Annotated in this window: 16 protein-coding genes; 9 read left to right on the forward strand and 7 right to left on the reverse strand. The window is 66.5% G+C overall.

What is annotated here, in order from left to right:
- Positions 1 to 50 precede the first annotated feature (50 nt).
- Positions 51 to 596, forward strand: a complete 546-nt coding sequence (locus DM373_RS21425) for a cupin domain-containing protein (protein WP_110995475.1) — start codon at positions 51 to 53, stop codon at positions 594 to 596.
- A gap of 7 nt (positions 597 to 603) precedes the next feature.
- Positions 604 to 885, forward strand: a complete 282-nt coding sequence (locus tag DM373_RS21430) for a DUF7693 family protein (RefSeq protein WP_110995476.1) — start codon at positions 604 to 606, stop codon at positions 883 to 885.
- Here DM373_RS21430 and DM373_RS21435 read toward each other — a convergent pair.
- A complete protein-coding gene (locus tag DM373_RS21435) occupies positions 882 to 1,475 on the reverse strand; it encodes a 2-hydroxychromene-2-carboxylate isomerase (protein WP_110995477.1) in 594 nt (197 codons plus the stop codon). The genes DM373_RS21430 and DM373_RS21435 overlap by 4 nt on opposite strands.
- A gap of 26 nt (positions 1,476 to 1,501) precedes the next feature.
- On the reverse strand, positions 1,502 to 2,233 hold the full coding sequence (locus DM373_RS21440; protein ID WP_110995478.1) for an SDR family oxidoreductase: 732 nt from the start codon (positions 2,231 to 2,233) through the stop codon (positions 1,502 to 1,504).
- A gap of 89 nt (positions 2,234 to 2,322) precedes the next feature.
- Here DM373_RS21440 and DM373_RS21445 point away from each other — a divergent pair, with 89 nt between their 5' ends.
- Both DM373_RS21445 and DM373_RS21450 read left to right on the forward strand, forming a co-directional pair.
- The gene (locus tag DM373_RS21445; RefSeq protein WP_110995479.1) at positions 2,323 to 2,886 is read left to right on the forward strand and encodes a TetR/AcrR family transcriptional regulator; all 564 of its coding nucleotides are present in this window, start codon (positions 2,323 to 2,325) and stop codon (positions 2,884 to 2,886) included.
- The gene (locus DM373_RS21450; RefSeq protein ID WP_110995480.1) at positions 2,873 to 3,466 is read left to right on the forward strand and encodes an eCIS core domain-containing protein; all 594 of its coding nucleotides are present in this window, start codon (positions 2,873 to 2,875) and stop codon (positions 3,464 to 3,466) included. Before DM373_RS21445 ends, DM373_RS21450 begins: the two co-directional genes overlap by 14 nt.
- A gap of 119 nt (positions 3,467 to 3,585) precedes the next feature.
- On the opposite strand, the gene DM373_RS21455 is transcribed toward DM373_RS21450, so the two are convergent.
- A complete protein-coding gene (locus tag DM373_RS21455) occupies positions 3,586 to 4,560 on the reverse strand; it encodes a GlxA family transcriptional regulator (protein WP_110995481.1) in 975 nt (324 codons plus the stop codon).
- A 101-nt stretch (positions 4,561 to 4,661) separates the two neighbouring features.
- On the opposite strand from DM373_RS21455, the gene DM373_RS21460 reads away from it, so the two are divergent.
- Positions 4,662 to 5,273 (forward strand): LysE family translocator, encoded by a 612-nt coding sequence (locus DM373_RS21460; protein WP_110995482.1) that lies wholly within the window; start codon positions 4,662 to 4,664, stop codon positions 5,271 to 5,273.
- Between the two features lie 68 nt (positions 5,274 to 5,341).
- Here DM373_RS21460 and DM373_RS21465 read toward each other — a convergent pair whose 3' ends face one another.
- On the reverse strand, positions 5,342 to 5,803 hold the full coding sequence (locus DM373_RS21465; RefSeq protein ID WP_110995483.1) for a YbjN domain-containing protein: 462 nt from the start codon (positions 5,801 to 5,803) through the stop codon (positions 5,342 to 5,344).
- Between the two features lie 191 nt (positions 5,804 to 5,994).
- On the opposite strand from DM373_RS21465, the gene glcD reads away from it, so the two are divergent.
- From glcD to DM373_RS21485, 4 genes are read left to right on the forward strand one after another with little or no spacing between them, the layout of a single operon-like run.
- On the forward strand, positions 5,995 to 7,494 hold the full coding sequence (gene glcD, locus DM373_RS21470) for a glycolate oxidase subunit GlcD (protein ID WP_110995484.1): 1,500 nt from the start codon (positions 5,995 to 5,997) through the stop codon (positions 7,492 to 7,494).
- Positions 7,494 to 8,540, forward strand: coding sequence for a glycolate oxidase subunit GlcE (glcE, locus tag DM373_RS21475; RefSeq protein WP_110995485.1), 1,047 nt, complete (start codon positions 7,494 to 7,496; stop codon positions 8,538 to 8,540). Before glcD ends, glcE begins: the two co-directional genes overlap by 1 nt.
- 9 nt (positions 8,541 to 8,549) lie before the next feature.
- Positions 8,550 to 9,779 (forward strand): glycolate oxidase subunit GlcF, encoded by a 1,230-nt coding sequence (gene glcF, locus DM373_RS21480; RefSeq protein WP_110995486.1) that lies wholly within the window; start codon positions 8,550 to 8,552, stop codon positions 9,777 to 9,779.
- The gene (locus DM373_RS21485) at positions 9,772 to 10,170 is read left to right on the forward strand and encodes a heme-binding protein (RefSeq protein WP_110995487.1); all 399 of its coding nucleotides are present in this window, start codon (positions 9,772 to 9,774) and stop codon (positions 10,168 to 10,170) included. Before glcF ends, DM373_RS21485 begins: the two co-directional genes overlap by 8 nt.
- A 24-nt stretch (positions 10,171 to 10,194) precedes the next feature.
- On the opposite strand, the gene DM373_RS21490 is transcribed toward DM373_RS21485, so the two are convergent.
- The 3 genes from DM373_RS21490 to DM373_RS21500 are packed head-to-tail and all read right to left on the reverse strand — an operon-like array spanning position 10,195 to position 13,424.
- Positions 10,195 to 11,730, reverse strand: coding sequence for a DHA2 family efflux MFS transporter permease subunit (locus DM373_RS21490; RefSeq protein WP_110995488.1), 1,536 nt, complete (start codon positions 11,728 to 11,730; stop codon positions 10,195 to 10,197).
- Positions 11,727 to 12,920: an HlyD/EmrA/EmrK family protein gene (locus tag DM373_RS21495; RefSeq protein ID WP_110995489.1), complete on the reverse strand. Its 1,194-nt coding sequence runs from the start codon at positions 12,918 to 12,920 to the stop codon at positions 11,727 to 11,729. The genes DM373_RS21490 and DM373_RS21495 overlap by 4 nt, the downstream gene beginning before the upstream one ends.
- Before the next feature lie 30 nt (positions 12,921 to 12,950).
- On the reverse strand, positions 12,951 to 13,424 hold the full coding sequence (locus DM373_RS21500; RefSeq protein ID WP_110995490.1) for a MarR family winged helix-turn-helix transcriptional regulator: 474 nt from the start codon (positions 13,422 to 13,424) through the stop codon (positions 12,951 to 12,953).
- Between the last annotated feature and the right edge of the window lie 203 nt (positions 13,425 to 13,627).

Below are 13,627 nucleotides of genomic sequence, written 5' to 3' on the forward strand. Positions count from 1 at the left end.
GTTTTAATGCGTCGCCCATTATTTTTTACACCTCTGCAAACAAGGCGGCTATGGACACGGGGACACGACTCAAACTGGTGCGTGAACGCAACAACCTCTCGCAACGGGAACTGGCCCGTCGCAGCGGCCTGACCAACTCGACGATCTCGCAGATCGAACAGAACCGCGTCAGCCCCTCGGTCAGTTCCCTGAAAAAACTGCTCGAAGGCATCCCCATGTCGCTGGCGGAGTTTTTCAGTTTCGACGAGCCGGTGCGCGAAGAACGCTTCGTGTTCCGCGGCGGCGAACAGCCCGACCTGGGCCGCAACGGCCTGCGCATGCTGCTGGTCGGCGCCAGCGTCGAAGGCCGGCAGATGCGCATGCTGCGCGAGCTGTATGCCCCCGGTGCCGACTCCGGCGAGCCGATCGTGCATGCCGAAGGCGAAGAGTGCGGCCTGGTCACCCGCGGCACCATGGAACTGTGGGTCGACGGCCAGGTGAGCATCCTCAACGCGGGCGACGGCTACTACATCCCCACCACCCTCGCCCACAGCTTCAAGAATATCGGCCCGGACGAGGCCGAGATCATCAGCGCCAACACCCCGGCTAACTTCTGATTGCGCGATGCCTCTGGTCAGCAGCCGTGAAGCCTACCAGTGCCTGCGCGACGCCGCCCTCGGCGTTGCGCCGCTGGAGATCGTCGCCCGCGCCGCAGAGGTGGCCGTGTGCATCGAGGGCTGGCGCTTGAGCCTGGCCCTCGACGACGAAGGCCTGGCCCATTGCAGCCAGTGCGCAAGCCCCGACGGGCGTCAGGGCGCGCTCGAGGATTGGCACCGCTACGGTACCAACCCCGTCGACCACCTGAGCCTGTGGGAACGCCAGCGCATCGAACAGCTGCTGGCCTAACCTGCCAGGGCCTGCTCGACGAAGTCCAGGCGGTCCTGGCCGAAGAACATCTGCTCACCGACAAAGCAGGTCGGCGCACCAAACACACCGCGTGCCACGGCCTGCCCGGTGGCCTCCTTCAAGGCCTGCTTGACCTCATCCTGCCCGGCCAGCCCCAGCAGCGCCTCGGGATCGAAACCACCCTCGATCAGCGTTGCCTGCAGCACGGCCGCATCCGACAGGTTGCGCTGCTGCACCCACATCCCCTCGAACAGCACTTTGAGCAACGCCTCGAAACGCTCCGGCGCCCGCAATTGCGTGCCCATGACCCCGCGCATCAGGTTCAGGGTGTTGGCCGGAAACCCCGGCGGCAGGCCAAACGGCACGCCATAGCGGTCGGCAAACCGCTTGAGGTCGATGAACATGTAGCGCCCCTTGGCCGGCACCATCGCCGGCGAAGCGTTGCCGGTGGCCTGGAACACCCCGCCCAGCAGCATCGGCCGGTACAGCAGTTGCGCATCGTGGCGCGCACACAGTGCGGGGAGCTGGGTCCAGGCCAGGTAGCTGGCCGGGCTGCCCAGGTCGAAATAGAACTCAACGGTCTTGCTCATACGGCAGTCCTTTCTTCAGGGAGGGGTTACCAGCGTTCGATCCACGGCCGCAGGTCCAGCTCGAAGGTCCAGGCATCGCGCGGCTGGGCGTGCAGGAACCAGTAGCTGTCGGCGATATGCGCAGGGTCGAGGATGCCGTCCTGGTCCTTCAGCGCATAACGTTCAGGGAAGCTGTCACGGATGAAGGCGGTGTCGATGGCGCCATCGACCACCACATGGGCGACATGGATGTTCCGTGGCCCCAGCTCCCGCGCCATGCTTTGGGCCAGGGCGCGCAGGCCATGCTTGGCCCCGGCGAAGGCCGCGAAGCCGGCGGCGCCGCGGGTGCCGGCAGTGGCGCCGGTAAACAGGATCGTGCCTCGCTCACGCTTGACCATGCGCCGTGCCACCGCCTGCGCGGTAAGGAAGCCGGCGAAGCAGGCCATCTCCCAGATCTTGAAGTACTTGCGCGGTGTCTCATCGAGGATGCTGCAGGGCACATTGGCGCCGATATTGAAGACAAACGCCTCGATCGGGCCGATATCGCGCTCGATGGTCTCGATCAGTTCGGCCACCTCTTCTTCCTTGCGTGCATCCGAGCCAAAGCCATGGGCCTGCCCGCCTGCAGCGCGGATCTCGTCCAGCAGCGGCTGCAGCTTCTCGGCCTGGCGCCGGGTCACGCAGGCGGTGTAACCCTCGCGGGCGAAGCGCTTGGCGATTTCGCCGCCGGTGGCATCCCCCGCACCGATCACCAGCACGACCTTTTGTTGTTCTGCCATGGACCTCTCCATTGATGAATGATCGTTTAGTAAACGAACGCTATGCTACGATCACGCCACCGTCAAGCCAGCGCAACGAGGTCCTGTGCATGCGCTACTCCACCGAACACAAGCAACAGACTCGCGAGAAACTGCTGGCCAGCAGCGGCGCGCTGGCCAAGCGCGGTGGTTTCGCCAGCACCGGCGTGGCCGGGTTGATGAAGGCCATCGGCCTGACCGGCGGCGCGTTCTACAACCATTTCCCGTCCAAGGACGACCTGTTCACCGAGGTGGTCCGCCGCGAGCTGTGCAACAGCCCGCTGGCGCGCCAGGCCAACCGCGGCACCGACCGCGCGCGGCTCAAGCGCCTGCTCGAGCAGTACCTGACCCTCGCCCACCTGCACAACGCCGAAGGTGGCTGCCCGCTGCCGCCACTGGGCGTGGAGATCGCCCGCGCCGAACGCCCGGTGCGCGAGGAGGCCGAGCACTGGCTGGTGGAACTGCACCGGGCCTGGAGCGACACCCTTGAGGACCCGCAACTGGCCTGGGCGCTGCTCAGCCAATGCGTCGGCGCGCTGGTGGTCGGGCGCATGCTCGCCAGCGAACAGGTGCAGGTACAGGTGCTGGAGGCCAGCCGCGCGCTGGTCGGCAAGGTGTTCGATGAAGATTGCTAGCGCCCTGCTCGGCCTGCTGCTTGCACTCCCCGCCGCCGCCCAGCAAAGCTGCCCCACAGGGCAATACCAGGTGTGCCTGGTGGTGTGCTTCTGCGCCCCGCTCGACCCCAACCAGGGCGGGCAGGTGCTGCAGGATGTCGAACGCATGGCCACCGCCAGCCTGGTGTTCGCCCTGCGCCAGGCCCGCGATGACGCCACCAACCGAGGCACCCAGCCGATCCCGCTGCATATCCGTGCCCAGCTTGAGCCCTGGTACGACTTCGCCGTGCTCGATACGGTTCGCTACCAGGTCGGCGATGAGCAGCAGGTCAGCGCCGCCAACGCCATGCTGCAGAACCCCGATGTGAACGCCGTGACCCTGATCGATACGGTGATCTTCCGCCGCGCAACCGATGCCGAGGACAACGTGGCGCTGTGGGCCCACGAACTCAAGCACGTGCAGCAGTACCAGGACCTGGGGGTGGAGGAATTCGCCCGGCGCTATACCCGCAATTACGATGACCTGGAGGGGCCGGCCTACGCCATCGAGGCGCAAGTGGCCAAGGCGTTGCGCGAGCGCGGGGCGGGGGGTGCGCGTTAGTCTGTTCGTACAGTCAAACCGCTGCCACATGCATGTCTCACGCCATGCACCAAGGCGGGCCAATTATGCCTGTGCAACTACCGGCGCCTGCCTTGGTGCATGCCTTGATTAGTCAGTGGCTAATCCGACGCGCGACTGCTGCGCAGTGCCGACGCCGTACAACCAAAGCGCCGCCGCACCCACTTGCCCAGGTAACTCCCATCCCCCAACCCCACCTCCTCGGCAATCTGCGCCAGGCTGTGGCTGCCATTGACCAACCGCCAGCGCGCCTGCTGCAACCGCAATTCCAGCCACCAGGCCTTGGCACTCATGCCGTGACTGGCCTGGAACTGGCGGTCGAGCTGGCGCCGGCTGATGCCCAGCTGCGCCGCCAACTGCTCGATCGAAAGCCCCGATGCCAGGTGATGGCGCATCAACGCAGTAGCCCGCTGCACCTGGCGCCCGTGCCCCGGCCCTGCTTCCAGCGAGCGCAGGGCATGACGGCTGTCGCGACTCTCGTCCACCAGCATGTCGGCCAGGCCCTTGAGCGCCCGGGCCCGGCCACTGGCGCGGGCGATCAGTTCCACTGCCAGGTCGACGGCCGCAGTCCCTCCCGCGCAAGTGATACGGCCACCGTCCATGCAATACAGCTGCTCGGTCAGTACCTGCACCCTGGGGAATGCGGCACGAAACTCGGCCTCGTGGCGCCAGTGCACCACCACCTTGTGCCCGTCCAGCACTCCGCAGGCGGCCAGCAGAAACACCCCATTGTCGACGCCTACCAGCTTCACCCCGGCCTTCGCCGCCTGTTTCAACAGGCCCCGGTAACGCGGGGCAAGCGCAACCGTGGCCCCCGCACTGCGCCCGCCAAACAGCACCATGTAGTCGTAATCACGCCAAACCACCTGCTCGACACTGGCTTCGACCTGCACCACTGCACCACTGCTGGAAACCACGGGTGCCGCGTCCAGCCCCAGCACGGTCCAGCTGCAATAGCGCTGGCGGCTGTAGTCCTCGTCGTCGGCGGAGAAGCGCAGCTTGTCGAGGAAGGCGCCAAACGGCAGCAAGGCGAACTCCGGCACAGGCAGGATCAGCAGGCGCAAGTCAGGGGTCATGCAGAATGTCCAGATATTACCGTCAGATGTCCGGATCATACCCCTAAAAGCCACCCGCCCAGCCCTACACTGGCGCCCTGAAAACCTACAAGGCATACCCCATGGCACTCGACACCTGGCTCATCTACCTGCTCGCCAGCATCGGCCTGTCGCTGACCCCAGGCCCCAACAGCCTGCTGGCGCTGACCCACGGCGCGTTGTATGGCGCGCGGCGCACGCTGTTCACCATCGTCGGCGGGGTGTTCGGCTTCAGTGCCCTGATCGCCCTGGCCATGTTCGGCCTGAGCGCCCTGCTGCAGGCCTCGGCCTCGGTGCTGACGGTGCTCAAATGGGTCGGCGGCGCCTACCTGGTGTGGCTGGGCATCCAGCTGTGGCGCACCCCGGCGCTGCACCTGGAACTGAGCGCAGGCAGTGCTCGGTTGGGCAATGCCGGGTTGTTCCGCCAGGGCTTCCTGTCAGCCATGGCCAACCCCAAGGTACTGCTGTTCTATGGCGCCTTCCTGCCGCAGTTCATCGACCCGCAACGCGGCCTGGCGCTGCAGTTCGTGGTGATGGCGGCGACCTTCGCCAGTGTGGAGTTCGTGGTCGAATACCTGCTGGCGCGGCTGGCTTATCGCATCCGGCCGTGGCTGAGCAAGGGCGGCAAGGGCTTCAACAGGTGCTGCGGCGGGCTGTTCGCGCTGATCGGTGTGGCGCTGCCGTTGGGGCGTTGAAGCAAACTGCAACTGCGCGTTGAGCGCCGGCATTCAACGCGCAGTTACTCGTCAGGGATTGCGCCGCTTCACGAGGCGCTCTGGGTTTCCAGCTGCTCGGTTTGCGCGGCATGGCGACTGAAATCGCGCAGGTAGGTAATGAACTCCTGCAACAGGCGATCCCACAACTGCAGATGGTTGAGCAAGTGCTTGGCAGTGACCCCGTCACTGACCAGTACATCGAGTTCCATCACCAGGAACTCGCCCTGCCGATACAGGCGGGCGAAACGCCGCGAAGTACTCCAGTGCTCCACTACGCCCTCGGGCAGTTCACCCTGGATGCGCAAAGCACAGCTGAAGGTGAAGTCGAGGAACTGCCCTTCGATCGCCCCTGGGTTGCCCAGGCGCACGGCAAAGCCGATCCCCTGGCTGGCGCTGAGCAGTTGCACCAGGCCGTTCTGCTCGCTGCGGTTGACGCGCAGGCCAGCGTCCTGCAGCAGGCTGGTGAGGGTTTCGACGTTCACGCTTTCGATCAGGGCTTGTTCAGTCATGGTCTTGCTCCTTGTGGTGTCGATAAATCATTGCCAGGCGCGTACTTGCGCCGCATCGCACTGTGTCTTGTATAGCTGAACGACTGGGATTTGCGTGATTTCTTCGAGTTTCGCCCTCACCAACCGCTACGCTTGCTGCTTGATCCCGCGCAGCGTGCCGGACAACAACAAGAATCCGCCGAGTGAGCCGCATGAACATCCTCTACGACGAGCACATCGATGGCCCGCTGCCGGCCGTGGACAAAGCCGCGCTGCTACAGGCCCTGCGCGACGCCCTGCCCGACCTTGAGGTGCTGCACCGCAGCGAAGACCTCAAGCCCTATGAATGCGACGGCCTGTCGGCCTACCGCACGGTGCCGCTGCTGGTAGTGCTGCCCGAGCGCCTGGAGCAGGTGCAAGCCTTGCTGCAACTGTGCCACCAACGCGGCGTGCCGGTAGTGGCACGCGGTGCCGGCACCGGGCTGTCCGGCGGTGCGCTGCCGCTGAGCCAGGGCATCCTGCTGGTGATGGCGCGCTTCAACCGCATCCTTGAAGTCAACCCGCAAGGGCGCTTCGCCCGGGTCCAGCCCGGGGTGCGCAACCTGGCGATCTCGCAGGCGGCAGCCCCCTTCGGGCTGTACTACGCGCCCGACCCGTCCTCGCAGATTGCCTGCACCATCGGCGGCAACGTCGCCGAGAACGCCGGTGGCGTGCACTGCCTCAAGTACGGCCTGACCGTGCACAACCTGCTCAAGGTGGACATTCTCACGGTCGAGGGCGAGCGCCTGGTACTGGGCAGCGATGCCCTCGACAGCCCGGGTTTCGACCTGCTGGCGCTGTTCACCGGCTCCGAGGGCATGCTCGGCATCGTCACCGAGGTGACCGTCAAGCTGCTGCCCAAGCCCCAGGTAGCGCGGGTGTTGCTGGCCAGTTTCGACAGCGTCGAGGATGCAGGCCGCGCGGTGGCCGACATCATCGCCGCCGGCATCATCCCCGGCGGCCTCGAGATGATGGACAACCTGGCAATCCGCGCCGCCGAGGATTTCATCCACGCCGGCTACCCGGTGGACGCGGCAGCCATCCTGCTGTGCGAGCTCGACGGCGTAGAGGCCGACGTGCAGGACGATTGCGCGCGGGTCGATGCCTTGCTGCGCAAGGCCCATGCCCGCGACGTGCGCCTGGCCTGCGACGAAGCTGAACGGGTGCGCTTCTGGGCCGGGCGCAAGAACGCTTTCCCGGCGGTGGGGCGCATTTCGCCGGACTACTACTGCATGGACGGCACCATCCCCCGCCGCGAACTGCCCCGGGTGCTCAAGGGCATCAGCGAGTTGTCGGCGCAGTACGGCCTGCGGGTGGCCAACGTGTTCCACGCCGGCGACGGCAACATGCACCCGCTGATCCTGTTCGACGCCAACCTGCCCGGCGAGCTGGAGCGGGCCGAGGCCATCGGCGGCAAGATCCTCGAACTGTGCGTGGCGGTGGGCGGCAGCATCACCGGCGAGCACGGGGTGGGCCGCGAAAAGATCAACCAGATGTGCGCCCAGTTCAACAGCGACGAAATCACCTTGTTCCATGGGCTGAAAGCCGCCTTCGACCCGCAAGGCCTGCTCAACCCCGGCAAGAACATCCCCACCCTGCATCGCTGCGCCGAATTCGGCGCGTTGCACGTGCACCACGGCCAACTGCCCTTCCCTGACCTGGAGCGTTTCTGATGAGCCGCGACCTCAGCCAGGACCTGCTGGAACAGGTCAACCAGGCGCTTAGCCTGGGCACACCGCTGCGTATCCAGGGTGGCAACAGCAAGGCCATGCTCGGGCGCCCGGTGGCCGGGGAGATCGTCGACACCCGGGGCCACCACGGCATCGTCAGCTACGACCCGACCGAGCTGGTCATCACTGCTCGCGCCGGCACGCCGCTGATGGAAATCGAAGCGGCACTGCACCAGGCCGGGCAGATGCTGCCCTGCGAGCCACCACACCTGGGGCCTGGGGCCACGCTCGGCGGCATGGTCGCGGCGGGGCTGTCCGGGCCACGGCGGCCCTGGGCCGGGGCAGTGCGCGACTACGTGCTTGGCACGCGACTGATCACCGGCCACGGCAAACTGCTGCGCTTTGGCGGCGAGGTGATGAAGAACGTCGCCGGCTACGATGTGTCGCGTTTGATGGCCGGTAGCTTCGGCTGCCTGGGGCTGCTCACCGAAGTGTCGCTGAAGGTACTGCCCCGGCCGCGTCAGTGCCTGAGCCTGTGTTTGCCGATGGACAGCCGGCAGGCCTTGGCCGCACTGGCCGAATGGGGCCAGCAGCCGCTGCCGATCAGTGCGGCCTGCCATGACGGTGAAGCGTTGTACCTGCGCCTGGAGGGTGGCGAAGGCTCGGTGCGTTCGGCCCGCGAGCGGCTGGGTGGCGACACGGTGGACAACCGGGTGTGGGGCGACCTGCGCGAACAGCGCCTGCCTTTCTTCGACGACCCGGCGCCACTGTGGCGCCTGTCGGTGCCCAACACCTGCGCCCTGCTCGACCTGCCGGGGCGGCAGTTGATCGACTGGGGCGGCGCGCAGCGCTGGCTCACGTCAAATGCGCCGGCGCAGTCGATCCGCGAGCAGGTGGCCAAGGTCGGCGGCCATGCCACCGCCTATGCCCCCGGCGATGACAGCACGGCGCCGCTGCCGGCGGCGCTGATGCGCTACCACCAGGCACTGAAACGGCAACTCGACCCCCAGGGCATCTTCAACCCTGGCCGCCTGTACCCGGACCTGTGAGGCCACGCCATGCAAACCCACCTGAGCGATGCCGCCAAGCAACTGGCCCGCGGTGAAGAGGCCGAAAGCATCCTGCGCTCCTGCGTGCACTGCGGCTTCTGCACGGCCACCTGCCCCACCTATCAATTGCTCGGCGACGAACTGGACGGGCCACGCGGGCGCATCTACCTGATCAAGCAGGTGCTCGAAGGCGAGCCGGTGACCGCCAGCACCCAACTGCACCTGGACCGCTGCCTGAGCTGCCGCAATTGCGAGAGCACCTGCCCCTCGGGGGTCAAGTACCACGACCTGCTCGATATCGGCCGCGCCGTGGTCGAGCAACAGGTGCCGCGCCCGCTGCGGCAGCGTCTGTTGCGCGAAGGCTTGCGCGCCGTGGTGCCGCACCCGGCCGCGTTCAAGGCCCTGGCCAAGGTCGGCCAAACCCTCAGGCCGTTGCTGCCCAACGGCCTCAAGGCCAAGTTGCCAGCCCAGGTGCACCACGCCGGCCAGCGCCCGGCGCCCCGCCACCCACGCCGCGTGCTGCTGCTCGAAGGCTGCGTGCAGCAAGCACTGTCGCCCAACACCAACGCCGCCACCGCGCGCCTGCTGGACCGCCTGGGCATCAGCGTCGAGCCGGCCCCTGAGGCCGGCTGCTGCGGCGCCGTGGACTACCATCTGGATGCCCAGGCCCAAGGCCTGCAACGCGCCCGGCACAATATCGACACCTGGTGGCCGGCCATCGAAGCCGGCGCCGAAGCCATCGTGCAAACCGCCAGCGGCTGCGGTGCCTTCGTGCGTGACTATGGTCACCTGCTCAAGGACGATGCGCGCTATGCCGCCAAGGCCGCCCGTGTCAGCGCCCTGGCCCGCGACCTGGTGCAACTGCTGCAGGCCGAGCCGCTGGAGCAGTTGGGCCTGTGTACCGAACAGCGCCTGGCATTCCATTGCCCCTGTACCCTGCAGCACGCCCTCAAGCTTGGCGGTGCTGTGGAAAGCCTGCTGACCCGCCTGGGTTTCCACCTCACCAGCGTGCCCGACGGCCACCTGTGCTGCGGCTCGGCGGGCACCTACTCGCTGACCCAGCCGGCGCTGTCGCGCCAACTGCGCAACAACCGCCTGGCGGCCCTGGAAAGCGGAAAACCTGCGATCATCGCCACCGCCAATATCGGCTGCCAGCTCCACCTCGACGGCGCTGGCCGCACACCGGTACGGCACTGGATCGAAATTGTCGAAGACGCCCTGGAGGCACCCCATGCATAGCAAACCCGCACTCGACCAGGCGGACGTCGCCCGGCTGCTCGCCGCCGCCCGTCAGCATGCCCAGGCCCAACAGTGGCCGGTGACCATCGCCGTGGTCGACGACGGCGGCCATCCGCTGGCCCTGGAGCGCCTGGACGGCTGCGCCCCGGCCAGCGCCTACATCGCCATGGAGAAAGCCCGCACCGCGGCGCTGGGCCGCCGGGAATCGCGCGACTACGAGCAGATGGTCAACGACGGGCGCACCGCATTCGTCACCGCGCCGCTGCTGACCAGCCTGGAAGGCGGCGTGCCACTGCGGGTAGAGGGCCAGGTGGTCGGCGCGATCGGCGTGTCGGGAGTCAAGTCCGGGCAGGATGCCGAAGTGGCCAAGGCCGGGGCACAGGCGCTCTGATGCCCCTGCCCCGGCCTCGACGGCTCAATGCCCCGCCGACGCCGGCCCGGCCTTGGCGGTGAAGGGTGGCTTGGCCAGCCACACCAGCAGGATCAAACCGGCGAACACCCAGGTCAGCAGGGTGAAATAGTCCACCGTCGACATCATGTAGGCCTGGCCGTTGAGCATCTGCTCCAGCTGCGCATAGCTCTGCGGGTTGGCCCCGCCCAACTGGTCGAGGGTGTGACGGGTGGCCGGGTCGAAGGTACTGAGGTGCTCGCTCAGGTAGGCGTGGTGCTGGTCGGCGCGGCGGATCCAGATCCAGGTCGTCAGCGACGCGGCAAAACTGCCGCCCAGGGTGCGCAGGAAAGTGGCCAGGCCCGAGCCATCGGCGATCTGATGCGGCGGCAGGTCCGACAGCAGGATGCTCAGGGTCGGCATGAAGAACAGCGCCACGCCGATGCCCATGAACAGCTGCACCAGGGCGATATGGGTGAAGTCCACTTCGTTGGTGAAGCCGGCGCGCATGTAGCAACTGGTGCCGATGGCCAAAAAGGCGATGCCGGCCAGCAGGCGCAGGTCGAAGCGGTGCGCGTACTTGCCCACGAACGGCGACATGAGCACCGGCAGCAAGCCGATCGGCGCCACCGCCAGGCCCGCCCAGGTGGCGGTATAGCCCATCTGCGTCTGCAACCACTGCGGCAGGATCAGGTTGATGCCGAAAAACGCCGAGTAGCCACCCACCAGCACGATGGTGCCGATGCGAAAGTTACGGTGCACGAACAATCGCAGGTTGACCACCGGGTGACGGTCGGTGAGCTCCCAGATGATGAAGATCGCCAGGAATACCACCGATATCAGGGTGCCGATGACGATGAACGAGGACTCGAACCAGTCCAGGTCGTTGCCCTTGTCCAGCACCACCTGCAACGCGCCGACGCCGACGATCAAGGTCAGCAGGCCGATGTAGTCCATCGGCTGGCGGCTGGTGACCACCGGCCGCGCGCGCATCTGCTGGCGCACCACCGCGGCGGCGAACAGGCCGATCGGGATGTTGATGAAGAAGATCCAGGGCCAGCTGTAGCTGTCGGTGATCCAGCCGCCGAGTATCGGCCCGGCTATCGGCGCCACCACCGTGACCATCGCCAGCAGCGCCAGGGCCATGCCGCGCTTGGCCGGCGGATACACGGCAATCAGCAAGGTCTGGGTCATCGGGTACAAGGGCCCGGCGACCACGCCCTGCAACACGCGAAACCCGACCAGCTCGGGCATCGACTGGGCGACGCCACAGAGGAACGATGCCAGCACGAACAGCAAGGTGGCCCAGATGAACAGCTTGACCTCACCGAAGCGCCGGCTCAGCCAGCCGGTGAGCGGCAAGGCGATGGCGTTGCTCACCGCGAACGAGGTGATCACCCAGGTGCCCTGCTCGTAACTCACGCCGAGGTTGCCGGAGATGGTCGGCAACGCCACGTTGGCGATGGTGGTGTCGAGCACCTGCATGAAGGTCGCCAGCGACAGGCCGATGGTGGTCAGCAGCAGGCTCGGCGGGGTGAACTGCGCGGGGGCCGCCTGGCTCATCGCTGCGCCGTCTTGCCGCTGGCGCTGTTGTCGTGGATCAACCGGGCGATCAGGTTGTCGGCCTCGACCAACTGGCGGTCATACACCTGGGTGCTGTAGCTGGCCTGCTGCTGTGGCTGCTGGGCCAGGGCCGGGCCGCTCTGGTCATGCAGGTCGACTTCCACAACCGTGGACAAGCCGATGCGCAGCGGGTGGTCTTTCAACTGCTCGGGGTTCAGGTGGATACGTACCGGCACCCGCTGAACGATCTTGATCCAGTTGCCGGTGGCGTTCTGCGCTGGCAGCAGGGCGAAGGCGCTGCCGGTACCGGCGCCCAAGCTGTCGACGGTGCCGCTGTACTTCACTTCGCTGCCGTACAGGTCGGCAGTGATCTGCACCGGCTGACCGATGCGCATGTCGCGCAGTTGGGTTTCCTTGAAGTTGGCGTCGATCCACACCTCATCCAGCGGGATCACCGCCATGGTCGCGGTGCCCGGCTGCAAGCGCTGGCCCAGCTGCACGGTGCGCTTGGCCACATGGCCGGTGACCGGCGCCACCAGGGTGGTGCGGGCGTGGTCGAGATAGGCCTGGCGCAGGTCGGCGGCGGCGGCCATGACTTCGGGGTGCGACGAAACCACGGTGTCGTCGACCAACGCCGTGCTGGTGTTGAGCTGCTGGCGCGCGCTGTTGACGGCAGCCTGGGCCACGGTCAGGTCGTCACGGGCATGGGCGATCTCTTCCTGGGCAATGGCGCCGCTGTCGGCCAGCACCTTGCGCCGGTTGTAGTTTTGCTGAGCCTTCTGCAACTCGGCCTGACGGGTTTGCACCTGCGCCTTGAGCGCGTCGACATTGCTGTACAGCCCGCGCACCTGGCGCACGCTGCGCGCCAGTTTGGCCTCGGCGGACTGCAGGGCCACTTCGCTGTCGGCCGGGTCGAATTGCAGCAGTACCTGCCCTGCCTGCACCAGGTCGCCGTCATCGGCGCCGATGCTGGTGACGGTGCCGGTGACCAGGGGCGTGATTTCAACGACGTTGCCGCTCACATAGGCGTCGTCGGTGCTTTCCTGCCAGCGCCCGACCAGGCTGTACCAAGCCCAGGTGGCGGCCCCGGCGAGGATCAGCAGCAGAAGCAGGCCGAGCAGCCAGGCCTTGCGTTTACGCGTGTTGTCGGGCGCGGCAGCTGGGGTGGAGGTGTCAGCGGGAGTGGCCATGACAATACCTTGGAGAATGCGTGACAGGGATCAACGATCGCCGAAGCGGCGGATCGTCAGGGGGTCGCCGGCGCTGAGCAGGACCTTGGCGAGCAGGCTTTCGAGGGTTTTCAGTTCCTCGGGCTGCAGCACGCCGACCAGTTCGTTCATCGCCGCCGCGCCGACCTGGGGCAGGCGGTCGGCCAGGCTTTGGCCGTCGGCGCTGAGTGCCAGGCGCACCTGGCGGCGGTCTTCGGGGCAGCGGTTGCGCAGGATCAGGCCCTTCTGCTCGAGGCGGTCGAGCATGCGGGTCATCGAGCCGCTGTCCAGGCCCAGGTAGCGGCACAGCTCGGCTGGGGTGTCGACCTGGTACTGGGTGACGATGATCAGCACCTTGAACTGTGCGGCGGTGACGCCGTGGGCTTCGAGGTGCCAGTCGAGGATGCGGTCCTTCAGGATCGCGGCGCGGCCGAGCAGCATGCCGATGGCGCAGGTCTGGAAATTTTCCGGGGTGAAATGGGACATCGGGGGGTGCTCGGGTAATTGTGTGTAAATATTACTGCCTAGGCAGGGAATGTCAAAGCATTGATTAGGATGCTAAGTAAAATTTCATTTTGGGGTTCGGGTTCGGGTTCGGGTTCGGGTTCGGGTTCGGGTTCGGGTTCGGGTTCGGGTTCGGCCTTCAGAGTGTGGGTTTTGATAGATGTATGCGCATTCGGCGGCGATGG

It is taken from the genome of Pseudomonas sichuanensis (genome assembly GCF_003231305.1).
Taxonomy (GTDB): Bacteria; Pseudomonadota; Gammaproteobacteria; order Pseudomonadales; family Pseudomonadaceae; genus Aquipseudomonas; species Aquipseudomonas sichuanensis.